Raw genomic sequence first — 13098 nt, 5'->3', positions numbered from 1 at the left:
GTATATTACGGACGTTCCGCCCTCTCTGCAGCGGACAGCCCGAATGTGAGATGAAGCCGAGGAGAACACGGGGCCTCCGGGGCGGAGAGACACTGCGCCGAGGCGAGACCGCGCGTGATTTCCCCGGATCGCCGGACGGATGCGCCCACGGGGCTTGAACCTGCCGCGACGGGAGGTCCTAGCGTTGCAGGAGTGATCGGGAGAGATGACACCGGACGCCGGTGGAGCATCGGCGAGGTGGCGCGGGCGAGCGGGATGACCGTGCGCGCGCTGCGCCACTACGACGAGATCGGCCTGCTGAGCGCGGGCGAACGCACCTCCTCGGGGCACCGCCGCTACACCGGGGGCGACGTGCGGCGGCTGTACCGGGTGCGGGCCCTGCGGACGCTCGGGCTGTCACTGGAGGAGATCGCGATCGTCCTCGCGGACTCCACCGGCGACCTGGCGGCGATGCACGACCTGCTGACGGCCCAGCTACGCGGACTGGAGGCACACGCCACACGGATCCAGCGGCTCACCCACCGGCTCCGCGGGCTGCTGGAGCAGATCGACGGCGCGTCGATGCCCGATCCGGACCAGTTCATGACGACCCTGGAGATGATCTCTGTGTTCGAGACCTCGTTCACGACCGAACAGCGGGAGCAACTGGCCCGGCAGCGGGCCGAACTCGGCCCGGAGGCCGTCGAGGCGGCCAAGTCCGAATGGGAGGGGCTCGTCGAGGAGCTCCTGTGCCACGTACAGGACGACACCCCCGTCGACGACCCGCGGGTGCGGGCCCTGGTCGCCCGCTGGGACGCACTGGGGAACCGGTTCCACGCCGGCGGTGACGCCGGCGAGCTGACCAAGGCCGCGGCACAGCGGGTGTGGCGGGAGAACAGTGCGGAGATCGGCCGGAGCCTGCCGTGGCCCGCGGACCGGCTGCGCGACCTGGTCCACTACCTGGAGCGGGTCAGGCAGACCGGATAACCGCGGCCGGTAAGGCCCCGCCGGGCGATCCGTCTTCGATCTTCGCGACCTGCGCGTTCGGCGCCGGGCGGTGGAACCGGGCGCCGGCTGACGGCGCTCGGCCGGCAGGCCTGACCAGGGCGGGGCGTCCACGGCGGCACCCCGGCGCCCTCTCCACGGCCGGCATAGGGGTTTGTGGTGAATAACAATTCACCTAGTCTGGTGAATTGTTATTCACCACAAACCCTGGAGTCTCCTTCATGCCGAGCCCCTCGGACGCCCTCGACGCCCCCGCGCCGACGCCCTCCCGGTCACGACTCAAGGAGCGCCTGACCGTCCCGGTGCTCGCGTTCGGCGGGATCCTCATGGCGCTCATGCAGACGGTCGTGGTGCCGCTCCTGCCCCACCTTCCGCAGCTGACGGACTCCTCGGCCGTCAGCGTGTCCTGGATGGTCACGGCCACGCTTCTAGCCGGAGCCGTGCTCACGCCGGTGCTGGGCAGAGCGGGCGACATGTACGGCAAGCGGCGGGTGCTGCTGCTCGCACTGGGGTTGATGACGGCCGGCGCCCTGGTGTGCGCGGTGACGTCCGACATCCGGCTGCTCATCGCGGCCAGGGCGCTGCAGGGCGCCGCCGCCGCCGTGGTCCCCCTGTCGATCAGCATCCTCCGCGACGAGCTTCCTGCGGCCAGGACCGGCTCAGCGGTGGCGCTGATGAGCTCGACGGTCGGCATCGGCGCCGCCCTGGGGCTGCCGCTGGCCGCGCTGATCGTGGAGCACGCGGACTGGCACGTCATGTTCTGGGTCACCACCGGACTGGGTGCCCTCGGGCTGGCGCTCGCCTGGTGGGCGGTACGGGAGTCCCCGGTACGGGCGCCCGGCCGGTTCGACACCGTCGGCGCGTTCGGGCTGGCCACCTGGATGATCTGCCTGCTGGTGGCGGTCTCCCAGGGCGGCCAGTGGGGCTGGAGCAGTCCGGCCGTTCTGGGACTGTCCGGGGTCGCCGTGGTCGTGGCGTTCAGCTGGTGCCTGCAGCAGTTGCGGACCGGAAATCCGCTGGTGGACCTCCGGCTGGCCGCCCGGCTGCGGGTGGCGCTCCCCCATCTGGCCGCGTTGCTCACCGGTTTCGCCTTCTATGCGAACTCCCTGGTCACCGCCCAGCTCGTGCAGGCACCCGCGTCGACTGGTTACGGGCTGGGCCTGTCCGTCTTCGCGACCGGGCTGTGCCTGCTGCCCGCCGGTGTCACCATGCTGATCTTCTCCCCGGTGTCCGCCCGCATCTCGGCCGCCCGCGGTGCGAAGACCACCCTGGCGGCCGGAGCCGCCGTCATCGCGGCCGGCTACGTGATCCGCATCGCGGACAGCACCCACCTGGGAATGATCATCGTCGGCGCGACGGTGATCTCCGCGGGCACCGCGCTGGCGTACTCCGCTCTGCCCACGCTGATCCTGCGCGCCGTACCGGCGGCCCAGACGGCGTCCGCGAACGGGGTGAACGTCCTGATGCGCACCCTGGGGCAGGCCTCCTGCAGCGCGGCCGTCGCCGCCGTGCTGACCCACCACAGTGCGCTCTACGGGGGCGTCGAACTACCCACACTGCACGGCTACCTGCTCGCGTTCGGCATGGCTGGTACGGTCGCCCTGCTGGCCTGCGCTCTGGCGCTCGTCATCCCCCGGCACCGCGACGCCCCGGCGGAGACCGGGCCGCGAGTGGAGCACACGGCGGACGTCGCGCTGGAGGGAGCATGATCCATCTGAGCACAGCCGATCCCGGCACCGGACGCCGGGACGCCGACGCCACCAAGGACACGATCCTGCGAGCCGCCCGGATCATGCTCGCCCGGCGTTCCTACACCGACATCACCCTCAAGGCCGTGGCCGAGCAGGCCGGGGTCAGCGCACCGCTGGTCGTGAAGTACTTCGGCACCAAGGAGCAGCTCTTCTCCCGGCTGCTCACCTTCGAGGCGGACGCCGAGGAGCTGCTGGACGCGCCTCTGGAGGAGCTGGGTCGGCACATGGTGACCCACGCGCTCACCCGGCAGGTCGAGCAGCGGGGCGACCCCGTGCTGCGCATCGTCTTCGCCCCGCTGCACAGCGGCCACGGTGACACCCTGCGCGCCAACTTCCAGAGCCAGGTCGTCTCCCGGCTGGCGCGGCGCCTGCCCGGGGCGGACACCGCGGTCCGCGCCGAGCTCGCCGTGGGCATGCTGCTGGGGCTGTGCGTGATGTACGGCATCGCCAGAGGCGATGCCGTACGCGCGGCCACCATCACCGATCTCGCCGACCGTTACTCCCCCGCGATCCAGGAACTGATCACCGGTGACCGGTGGACGGGCGGCGGCGCTCCGGCCCAGCGGTAAGACCGATCACCGGTAGCCGGCGGCCCCGGCCTCCTGAAGGATCAGCTCGGCCAGGGCGTCGGCGGCGTCGAGCCGGCCGAGTGACCTGGCGGCCTTGACCATGGTGGCGCGCGCGGACGGGTCGGCGAGCAGGGCGTCGAGCTCGGCGAGGAGCTGGTCGGCCTGAGGGCCGGTCTCCAGGAGCGCCCGGGCCGCTCCCGCCTCGGCCAGATAGCGGGCGTTCTGCCGCTGCTCGTCTCCGGCGGACGGTACCAGGGGGATGAGGACGGACGGCTTGCCCACCGCGGTCAACTCGGCGATGATGCCCGCGCCGCTGCGGGAGACCACGATGTCAGCGGCGGCGTACACGTGGGCCAGCTCGTCGCCGACGTAGGGCACCGGCCGGTAACGCGCCGCGAGCTCCTCCGGCAGACCCGCGGCGACCTGGGTGAACTGGCCGATCCAGCCGGGGCCGCACTGGTGGAGCACCTGGGCCCGGGTGAGCAGCGAGGGCAGGATCGCCTCGATCATGGTGTTGATCTGACGGCTTCCCTGGGCACCGCCGGTCACGTAGACGAGGGGCAGCTCAGGTGAGAGACGGAAGTGCCATCGGCCGGAAGGGGCGTTGCCGTTCAGCAGCTGGGGCCGGACAGGGTTGCCGGTGACCACGGCCCGCTCCCGCGCCGAGTCCGGCAGGTGCTCGATCGACGACGGGTGGGTCAGCGCGATCCGGGTGGCGAACCGCGCCAGGATGCGGTTGGCCAGGCCCAGCGCGGTGATCTGCTCGTGCATCACCAGCGGGCGGCCGAGCACCCGGGAGGCGACCCCCAGCGGCACGCACACGTATCCCCCCGTGGACAGCACCACGTCGGGGCGGTAGCGGGCGGCGATGCCGAACGCCTGCATGATCCCGACCGGGATCCGGAACATGTCGGCGAGGTTGGTGAGCAGCTCGCGCGGGCTGGGTGAGCGGCGCAGCTTGCCCGCCTTGATCGCCCGGAACGGGATGTCGTGCTCGGCGGCGATGCGGGCCTCCAGACCGGTGGCCGTCCCCACCCAGAGCACGTCAAGGTCGAACCCGCGGGCCGCGGCCTGCTCGCGGACGGCCGCGACGGTGGTCAGCGCGGGGTAGGTGTGACCGCCGGTCCCCCCTCCCGTGACGAGCATCCGCAGGGGGTTGTGGTTTCCGGCGTTCATACGGGTGGGTGTCCTTCCAACATTTCGATCATCCGTGCGTTCCGGCCGCGTCAAAGCGCTCAACGGCCCCGGGCACGCTACCCGGAGTCTTGATGAAGATCCAATTTCCGGCCGGTACGGCGGCCGCCGAATCAGCCGTTTCAGGCACGAACCGGGCCTCTGGCGGAGGCAGCAGACGGCTACCCGCCGCCCGGTGCCCGCGAACTCCATCCACGGGTGGAGAGAGGAATCTCCACCGGCGAGCCGATCCGCTCTGACGTGCGCTTTCCTACCGTATAGCGCATGGACCCCATGCAGATCGCCGCCGTCGCCGTCGTCTTGACCGCCTACGTGCTCTACCGCCAGATGAAGACCCGGGTCGCCACCGGGTACGGTCTCCGTCTGCTGGCCCTGTTCATGATCGCGATCGGCCTTCTCTCCGGGGGGCTCGTCGACCCGCGCCACCTGGCTCTCAGCCTGGCCCTGCTGGCGGTGGAGGTCGCCTGCGCGGTGGCCTTCGGCTTCCTGCGTGCCTCGACGGTCCGGATCTGGCGGGACGAGGCGGGAGTCCTGTGGTCCAAGGGCACCGGCCGGACCCTGCTGGGCTGGCTGGCCTCACTCCTCACGCGCGTCGCCCTTCTCGGCGCAGGCTACGCCCTCGGCCTCGTCTCCGTCCCCACCGCCCTCCTGGTCTTCATGGGCCTGACCGTCGGCGTCCAGTCGTTCTCCGTCGCCCGCCGTGCCCGCGCCCTGCCCTCCTCCCCCGCCGTCCTGGCGCACGGGTGACCACGTTGCGGCCCTCCTTCCCGGTACGGCCGGCTCGGCCCCTCTCCGGCGCCGCCGTGGCCGCACTCGTGATCGCCGTTCCCCCTACGGCCACTCCCGGCTCCGCCGTAGGGGGAACGGCCCGGGATAAGAGACCGGCCGATCTATCGGTATCTTCCTGGCATGACCACGATTCGCGGAGTCGCGATCATCCCGATCGCCTTACGACTGCTGGTGATCGTGGTGTTCGTGGCCGGCCAGTCCGCGCAGTGGGACGGTTCGGCCTTCACCGGGCGGGGGCTCCTCGCCGCGGGATTGACCATGGCCGCCGCAGGGGCTCTCGCCGCCGCCCCCTTGTCCGGCGCCTCTAGGATGCGGCGCCCGGTCACACTTCCGGGAATCCCGGTCAGGCTCAGCGCCGCCGTGGTGGCCTCGCTCGGGCTGCTCGCGATCTCTCCGGACGCCGGCCCCGCCATCATCGCCCTGCTCCTCGCCGTCGGAATAGCGGCCTTCAGGTATCCGCTCGGCAACGCGCTCACCGTCGGGCTGCTCGCCCTGACCGGGCTGCTGCTGGTCGGCGTGACCGACCGGCACTGGGACCAGGAGCTGACCTTGGGCTTCAACGTCTGCGTGGTCTTCCTGGTCGCCTACGCGATCCGGCAGCGCAGGGCGGTCAGAAAGGCCGAGGCGAGGGAGGCCGTGCTCGCCGAGCGGGCACGGATCGCCAGGGAGATCCACGACATCCTGGCCCACTCCCTGTCCGCGCAGATCGTGCATCTGGAAGGCGCGCGCCTGCTGCTCTGCGCCGACCGGACCGAGGAGGCGATGGACCGGGTCGAGCGGGCCAGGAACCTGGCCAAGGCCGGCCTGGAGGAGGCCCGCAGAGCCGTCTCGGCACTGCGCGAGGACAGCCCGCCACTGCCTGCGGCGCTCCAACTGCTGGCCGAGGAATTCCGTGCCACGACAGGCCAGGACTGCGTACTCACGGTGGTCGGCGCCGAGCGCCGACTCACTCCGGAGACCGAGCTCACGGTGATCCGTACCGCCCAGGAGGCCCTCACCAACGTCGGCCGTCACGCTCCCGGAGCGGCGGCGGCCGTACGGCTGGGCTTCCAGAGGGGAGCCTTCGAGCTGGAGGTGACCAACCCGGCCGGCTCGGGGTCCGGGGTCCCGGGTGGAGGATATGGACTCGTGGGAATGGCGGAGAGAGCAGAACTGCTCGGTGGAGACCTGGAGGCCGGAGACGTGGACGGAGGATTCCGGGTGCGACTGAGACTGCCCGTGTCGGCCGGCCGGGAGCTGGGGACGGGGTCGTCGTGATCCTTGGCCGGACCGTGCCGGGGCGGCCGATATGACCGCCCGGGTGCTCGTGGTCGACGACCAGACGGTCGTGCGTGAAGGGCTCACGCTGCTGCTCGGACTCCTGCCGGACATCGAGGTCGTCGGCTCGGCCGGCGACGGTGAGGCGGCTCTGCGGCTGGTCGAGGCCGAGCGGCCGGACGTGGTGCTGATGGACCTGAGGATGCCCAGGATGGACGGCGTCGAGGCCACCAGACGGATCCGCGCCGCCCATCCTGGCATCCAGGTCGTCGTGCTGACCACCTACTCCGACGACGACTCGGTGTTCACCGCCCTCCAGGCCGGGGCCAGGGGTTTCCTGACCAAGAGCGCCGACGCGGCGGAGATCTCCCGAGCCATCGCCACCGTGATGAGGGGCGATGCCCAGCTCGACCCCACGGTCCAGCGCCGCCTTCTGGAGAGCATGGCGCCGCCGGTCTCAACGGGCGTGGCACCGCCGGCCCCGCCCGGCCACGGTAAAAACGGGGGCCGGGCGGAGGGCGACCTGCCCGACGGCCTGACCCGGCGGGAGACCGAGGTCCTCCGTCTCATCGCCCAGGGCCGATCCAACGCGGAGATCTCCGCCGGCCTGTTCATCAGCGAGGCGACGGTCAAGACCCATATCAACAACCTCTTCGCCAAGATCGGGGCCCGTGACCGCGCCCAGGCCGTCACCTACGCCTATCGCCGCGGCATAGTGGACGTCTGAGATCCCTGCCCGGGGTCCACGGACCCGTGTGCCCCTCCCCTGCCCCGGCAGGGTGAGCCGGCGGCCGACCCGGAGCACGCCATCCCGCCTGCCTGCTCGCCCCGCGGGGCCCGCCACCTGCTCACTCCGCGAAGCCCGCCACCGCGCCACCTGCTCACTCCGCGGAGCCGCCGTCTACGGCGACGACCACGCCGTCAACCGGAGAAGGCCCCACCCAACGAGCCCCCGCTCAACGAACCTGCTGCCAACACGCCGAAAGCCCCCGCGGATCAATCCTGCGAGGGCTTTCGGTAGGCCGTACCTGGTGGATCGGGCCTATGACATATTTTGTTGATCTTTCCACCTGCTGCGGTCGCCCCGACGGCGCCCAGCGACGTTGTCGCCCCACCCCACGGACACGCTGCGCAAACCCTGCGTTTGCCGTGGGGCCGGGGGCTTTGCCGCCCACAACTCAGTTATGAGCTCTTCCCCCGACTCGCGGGACATCCGGCGGGCCGACCCTCACCACGGCGAAGATCCACGAAAAACGCCCTAGTAGATCGGGCGCGAGGAAGAGCGCAGCCGCTCCAGGGCCTCGGCCAGGATCTGGGCACCGTCCTTGTCGCTGCGACGCTCCTTCACATATGCGAGGTGCGTCTTGTAAGGCTCGTTACGCGGCGGCGCGGGGGGATTGGCCTCGTCCTGGCCGGCCGGGAGACCACACCGAGGGCAGTCCCAGAACTCCGGCACGGCCGCGTCGCTGGCGAAACTGGGGCGCGTCTCGTGCATGTTCGCGCACCAGAACGGAACCCTTACCCGGGGAGCCGCCTCGCCACGCTCCGCCTCCCCCATCGGGCCGGCGCCGACACGACTGCCACGGATCGCGTTGCCACTACCCACGGATGAACTCCTCGCTCGATGGCCCCACCGCTCGGTTGGATGCGGGGGGCTGAACCACTGTCACGCTTCGCAAAAGCCAGGTCAGGGCTTGAGAGTCAGGGCTTGAGAAGCAGGCCCAGCGCGATGATGCATACGAACCAGACCACACCGGTGATGACGGTGAGCCGGTCGAGGTTGCGCTCCACGACCGAGGAGCCCCCGAACGACGACGAGAAACCGCCGCCGAACAGATCCGACAGACCACCACCCTTGCCCTTGTGAAGCAACACAAGCAGGATCATCAGCATGCTCGCCAGAATGAGGGCGATGGAGATTCCGATTGTCACCGTTGACCTGTTCCCTATTTACGCGCGGCCCGCGTCCGGGCGCGTCCCTGTTATGACGCCTGTGGCGTGACGATTCAAACTTGCTCTAAGAGGGTACGACGTGCTGTCAAGTCGTACCCTCCAAACGGCCCTACTCAGCCGGACATTTCGCCAAAGCGACAAATCTTGACGAACTCCACCGGATCGAGACTGGCACCACCAACCAGGGCACCGTCCACATCGGGTTGAGCCATGATGCCGGCGATGTTGTCAGACTTGACCGAGCCACCGTAAAGGATACGGACAGCGGCGGCCACCTCGCCGTCATACAGCTCGGCGAGTCGGGAACGCAGTGCCGAACAGACCTCCTGCGCGTCGGCCGGCGTGGCCACCTCCCCGGTGCCGATGGCCCAGACCGGCTCGTAGGCCAGCACGACGGACCTGGCCTGATCGGCGGTGACCTTACGGAGCGCCCCGTCGAGCTGCGAGACGCTGTGGGCCACCTGACCGCCGGCCTGGCGGACCGCCAGCCCCTCGCCGACGCACAGAATCGGCGTGAGCGAGTGCCGGTAGGCCGCCTGCACCTTGGCGTTGACCAGGTCGTCGTCCTCGTGGTGATACTGCCGACGCTCGGAGTGGCCGGTCAGGACGAAGGTGCAGCCGAGCTTGGCGAGCATCGCTCCGGAGATGTCTCCGGTGTAGGCACCGCCGTCGTGCGGCGACAGGTCCTGCCCGCCGTACACGAACCGCAGTTTGTCACCGTCCACCAGGGTCTGCACACTGCGCATGTCGGTGAACGGCGGCAGAAGCGCCACCTCGACCCTGTCGAAGTCCTTGTCGTTCAGCGCGAACGACAGTTTCTGCGTGTGGGCGATGGCCTCGAGATGATTGAGGTTCATCTTCCAGTTGCCGGCCATGAGCGGTCTGCGCGCTGTGCTCACCTGTCGCTCCTCGCTCCTCGCCCACTCTGCGAATCACCCGTTGCCACCGAACCGTGGTGCCACGGGCACACCCGGACGGCACGATGCTCACTGCGTCGGTCCACTCCTATGCCTCCAGCGCGACGAGTCCGGGCAGGGTCTTGCCTTCCAGGTATTCGAGGCTGGCGCCGCCACCGGTGGAGATGTGCGAGAACCCGTCCTCGGGAAGGCCGAGCTTGCGCACGGCCGCGGCCGAGTCGCCGCCGCCGACGACCGTGAAGGCCTCCGATCGGGTCAACGCCTCGGCGACGGCCCGGGTTCCCCCGGAGAACGCCTCGAACTCGAAGACACCCATCGGGCCGTTCCAGAACACCGTCTCGGCGTCGGCCAGCTTGCCCGCGAACAGCTCGCGGGTGCGCGGACCGATGTCGAGCCCCTGCCGATCAGCCGGGATCGCGGTGGCGTCGACCACTTCGTACTCGGCGTCCTCGGCGAACTCGGTGGCCGCCAGCACGTCGACCGGCAGGACGAGCTCCACACCGCGCTTGGTCGCCTCGTTGAGGAAACCGCGCACCTGGTCGAGCTGGTCGGCCTGGAGCAGCGACTGGCCGACCTCGTAGCCCTGGGCGGCCAGGAAGGTGTAGGCCATGCCACCGCCGATGAGCAGTCTGTCGACCTTGGTGAGCAGGTTGCCGATGACGCCGAGCTTGTCGGAGACCTTGGCGCCGCCGAGCACCACGACGTACGGCCTGGCGAGGTCGTCGGTCAGCTTTTTGAGCACCTCGACCTCGGCCACGACAAGCCTGCCCGCCGCGTGCGGCAGCAGCAGCGGCACGTCGTAGACGCTGGCGTGCTTGCGGTGCACCGCGCCGAAGCCGTCACCGACGTAGATCTCGGCGAGCGCGGCCAACCGCTCGGCGAAGGCCCCGCGCCGGTCGTCGTCCTTGGACTCCTCGCCCGGCTCGAATCGCAGGTTCTCCAGCAGGGCCACCTGGCCGTCCTGGAGCGCCTCCACGACGCTCTGGGCCGACTCCCCGACCACGTCCGTCGCGAAGGCGACGTCGGCGCCCAGCAGCTCGCTCAGCCGCTTCGCCACGGGGGCCAGCGAATACTTCGCGGCGGGTTCGCCCTTCGGGCGACCGAGATGGGCGCAGACGATCACGCGCGCACCCTGGCCGGCGAGCTCCTTGATCGTCGGAACCGATGCCCGGATGCGGCCGTCGTCGGTGATGACGTCCCCGTCGAGGGGGACGTTGAGGTCGGCGCGGACAAGGACGCGCCGACCCTTCACGTCGAACTCAGACAGATCCTTCATCAGAGGTCGGCGCCGACCAGCTCGATGAGGTCACCGAGGCGGTTGGAGTAGCCCCACTCGTTGTCGTACCAGCCGACGACCTTGACCTGGTTGCCGATCACCTTGGTCAGACCGGAGTCGAAGATGCAGGAGGACGGGTCCGTGACGATGTCACTGGAGACGATCGGGTCCTCGGTGTAGGTCAGGTAACCCTTGAACGGCCCCTCGGCGGCGGCCTTGAACGCGGCGTTGACCTCTTCGACCGTGGTCTCCCGGCGGACCTCGACGGTGAGGTCGGTGGCCGAGCCGGTGGGGATCGGCACGCGCAGCGCGAACCCGTCGAGCTTGCCCTTGAGCTCGGGCAGCACAAGGCCGATGGCCTTGGCGGCGCCGGTCGAGGTCGGCACGATGTTCAGCGCGGCGGCGCGGGCGCGACGCAGGTCGCTGTGCGGGCCGTCCTGCAGGTTCTGGTCCTGCGTGTAGGCGTGGATGGTGGTCATCAGGCCCTTCTCGATGCCGAAGGTGTCGTTGAGGACCTTCGCCAGCGGAGCCAGGCAGTTGGTGGTGCACGAGGCGTTGGAGATGATCGTGTGGTTGGCCGGGTCGTACGTGTCCTGGTTGACGCCCATCACGATGGTGACGTCCTCGTTCTTGGCCGGAGCCGAGATGATGACCTTCTTGGCGCCGTTGTCGGCGTGTACCCGGGCCTTGTTGGCGTCGGTGAAGAAGCCGGTCGACTCCACCACGACGTCCACCCCGAGGTCCCCCCAGGGCAGCTTGGCGGGGTCGCGCTCGGCGAAGGTCTTGATCGACTTGCCGTCGACGACGATCTCGTCGGCGGTGCTCTTCACTTCGTACGGCAGACGGCCGAGGATGCTGTCGTACTTGAGCAGGTGGGCGAGCGTGGCGTTGTCGGTCAGGTCGTTGACCGCAACGATCTCGATGTCCTTGCCGCTGGCAGCGACCGCACGCCAGAAGTTGCGGCCGATACGGCCGAATCCGTTGACGCCTACGCGGATGGTCACGGTGCCGATCTCCTCGTACGTCGGTGCGCCGATCCACCGGACCGGCGACTTGGCGGGCTGAAACCTCAACCACGAACCCTATCGGACCCAAATTGGTTTAGACCACTGGTGGGGTGGGGCATGGTGTTACTTCCCCCATGGGCACGTATCGCACTATTCAAGTCGAGTGCCCGACCCGTCACTTCAGCTACCCTCCGCACCGGCAGGACCTGCGATGACACGGAAGAAAATCGCGGCCGGGGCCGGACCTGTCCGCGCGTGGAGAACGCCGCGCACCGGCGCCGGAGGGGTGAGGAGCCGGGAGTCCGCCTCGGGCCCGGCTCCTCAGCCGTCCGCGAACGGGCCTACGGCGCCAGCATGTCCACCGTGAGGTTCGCCTCGGTGTTGGGGATGCCGATGTCCTGGGCCCGCTTGTCGGCCATGGCGAGCAGGCGGCGGATACGGCCGGCGATGGCGTCCTTGGTCAGCGGCGGGTCGGCGAGCTGGCCGAGCTCCTCCAGGGAGGCCTGCTTGTGCTCGACGCGGAGACGGCCGGCGATCACCAGATGCTCGGGGGCGTCCTCGCCGAGGATCTCCAGGGCGCGCTGGACCCGGGCCCCGGCGGCGACCGCGGCCCGGGCCGAGCGGCGCAGGTTGGCGTCGTCGAAGTTGGCCAGGCGGTTGGCCGTCGCCCGCACCTCACGGCGCATCCGCCGCTCCTCCCAGGCCAGCACGCTGTCATGGGCGCCCAGCCGGGTCAGCAGCGCGCTGATCGCGTCGCCGTCACGGACGACGACCCGGTCGACGCCGCGGACCTCACGGGCCTTGGCGTGGATCTTCAACCGCCGGGCGGACCCGACCAGCGCGAGTGCCGCCTCCGGCCCGGGGCAGGTGACCTCCAGCGACATGGAACGACCTGGCTCGGTGAGCGAGCCGTGCGCCAGGAAGGCTCCGCGCCAGGCGGCCTCGGCGTCACAGGTCGCCCCCGCGACGACCTGGCGCGGCAGGCCGCGGACCGGCCGGCCGTGGTTGTCGATCAACCCGGTCTGGCGGGCCAGGGCCTCGCCGTCGCGGTAGACGCGCACCACGTATCTCGACCCCTTGCGGAGTCCCGCGGGGGCCAGGACGAGCACCTCCGCCTTGTGACCGAACACCTCGCCGATGTCCTTGATGAGCCGCCTGGCCGTGACATTGGTGTCCAGCTCGGCCTCGATCACGATCCGCCCGCCCACCAGGTGCAGCCCGCTCGCGAACCGCAGGAGCGTCGACACCTCGGCCTTGCGGCAGCAGGGCTTCAGAACCGGCAGCCTGCTCAGCTCGTCCTTGACCACACCTGTCATCGCCATGTGCGTTCGTCCTCCCCCATACAGACCTCATGCGGCCCGAGATAAACCAGGCTCACAGAAGTTTCTCGCACTCCTGAGC

At 69.9% G+C, this 13098-nt stretch carries 13 protein-coding genes; 6 read left to right on the top strand and 7 right to left on the bottom strand.

The window, feature by feature from the left end; translation table 11 throughout:
* The first annotated feature begins 192 nt into the window (after nucleotides 1-192).
* The 3 genes from OHA77_RS36985 to OHA77_RS36975 all read left to right on the top strand — a co-directional run bounded on the left by OHA77_RS36985 (nucleotide 193) and on the right by OHA77_RS36975 (nucleotide 3304).
* A complete protein-coding gene (locus tag OHA77_RS36985) occupies nucleotides 193-966 on the top strand; it encodes a MerR family transcriptional regulator (RefSeq protein WP_406313847.1) in 774 nt (257 codons plus the stop codon).
* A 239-nt stretch (nucleotides 967-1205) separates the two neighbouring features.
* Nucleotides 1206-2693, top strand: a complete 1488-nt coding sequence (locus OHA77_RS36980; RefSeq protein ID WP_406313846.1) for an MFS transporter — start codon at nucleotides 1206-1208, stop codon at nucleotides 2691-2693.
* The gene (locus OHA77_RS36975; protein WP_406313845.1) at nucleotides 2690-3304 is read left to right on the top strand and encodes a TetR family transcriptional regulator; all 615 of its coding nucleotides are present in this window, start codon (nucleotides 2690-2692) and stop codon (nucleotides 3302-3304) included. Before OHA77_RS36980 ends, OHA77_RS36975 begins: the two co-directional genes overlap by 4 nt.
* Before the next feature lie 6 nt (nucleotides 3305-3310).
* On the opposite strand, the gene OHA77_RS36970 is transcribed toward OHA77_RS36975, so the two are convergent.
* Nucleotides 3311-4480: a UDP-N-acetylglucosamine--N-acetylmuramyl-(pentapeptide) pyrophosphoryl-undecaprenol N-acetylglucosamine transferase gene (locus tag OHA77_RS36970; protein ID WP_326823565.1), complete on the bottom strand. Its 1170-nt coding sequence runs from the start codon at nucleotides 4478-4480 to the stop codon at nucleotides 3311-3313.
* 282 nt (nucleotides 4481-4762) lie between these two features.
* Between OHA77_RS36970 and OHA77_RS36965 the strand changes: the two genes are divergently transcribed.
* From OHA77_RS36965 to OHA77_RS36955, 3 genes are all read left to right on the top strand, one after another.
* Nucleotides 4763-5245, top strand: coding sequence for a hypothetical protein (locus OHA77_RS36965; protein WP_406313844.1), 483 nt, complete (start codon nucleotides 4763-4765; stop codon nucleotides 5243-5245).
* Between the two features lie 162 nt (nucleotides 5246-5407).
* On the top strand, nucleotides 5408-6544 hold the full coding sequence (locus OHA77_RS36960; RefSeq protein WP_406313843.1) for a sensor histidine kinase: 1137 nt from the start codon (nucleotides 5408-5410) through the stop codon (nucleotides 6542-6544).
* A 31-nt stretch (nucleotides 6545-6575) separates the two neighbouring features.
* Nucleotides 6576-7271: a response regulator gene (locus OHA77_RS36955; protein WP_406313842.1), complete on the top strand. Its 696-nt coding sequence runs from the start codon at nucleotides 6576-6578 to the stop codon at nucleotides 7269-7271.
* 531 nt (nucleotides 7272-7802) lie between these two features.
* Here OHA77_RS36955 and OHA77_RS36950 read toward each other — a convergent pair.
* From OHA77_RS36950 to whiA, 6 genes are all read right to left on the bottom strand, one after another.
* Complete coding sequence (locus OHA77_RS36950) at nucleotides 7803-8150, bottom strand: RNA polymerase-binding protein RbpA (RefSeq protein WP_012892502.1); 348 nt, start codon at nucleotides 8148-8150, stop codon at nucleotides 7803-7805.
* A gap of 95 nt (nucleotides 8151-8245) precedes the next feature.
* Entirely contained in the window at nucleotides 8246-8476 is a 231-nt protein-coding gene (gene secG / locus OHA77_RS36945) for a preprotein translocase subunit SecG (protein WP_326823569.1), read from the bottom strand.
* 134 nt (nucleotides 8477-8610) lie between these two features.
* The gene (gene tpiA / locus OHA77_RS36940; RefSeq protein ID WP_406313841.1) at nucleotides 8611-9372 is read right to left on the bottom strand and encodes a triose-phosphate isomerase; all 762 of its coding nucleotides are present in this window, start codon (nucleotides 9370-9372) and stop codon (nucleotides 8611-8613) included.
* A 130-nt stretch (nucleotides 9373-9502) separates the two neighbouring features.
* Nucleotides 9503-10690: a phosphoglycerate kinase gene (locus OHA77_RS36935; RefSeq protein ID WP_406313840.1), complete on the bottom strand. Its 1188-nt coding sequence runs from the start codon at nucleotides 10688-10690 to the stop codon at nucleotides 9503-9505.
* Nucleotides 10690-11694, bottom strand: a complete 1005-nt coding sequence (gap, locus tag OHA77_RS36930; protein WP_326827117.1) for a type I glyceraldehyde-3-phosphate dehydrogenase — start codon at nucleotides 11692-11694, stop codon at nucleotides 10690-10692. The genes OHA77_RS36935 and gap overlap by 1 nt, the downstream gene beginning before the upstream one ends.
* Before the next feature lie 344 nt (nucleotides 11695-12038).
* Entirely contained in the window at nucleotides 12039-13019 is a 981-nt protein-coding gene (gene whiA, locus OHA77_RS36925) for a DNA-binding protein WhiA (RefSeq protein ID WP_184758269.1), read from the bottom strand.
* Between the last annotated feature and the right edge of the window lie 79 nt (nucleotides 13020-13098).

The sequence above is a fragment of the Streptosporangium sp. NBC_01639 genome (assembly GCF_045209755.1).
In the GTDB taxonomy this organism is placed as follows: domain Bacteria; phylum Actinomycetota; class Actinomycetes; order Streptosporangiales; family Streptosporangiaceae; genus Streptosporangium.
The sequence above is the reverse complement of the archived record's forward strand: the minus strand, read 5'-3'. Positions and strand labels throughout refer to the sequence as shown.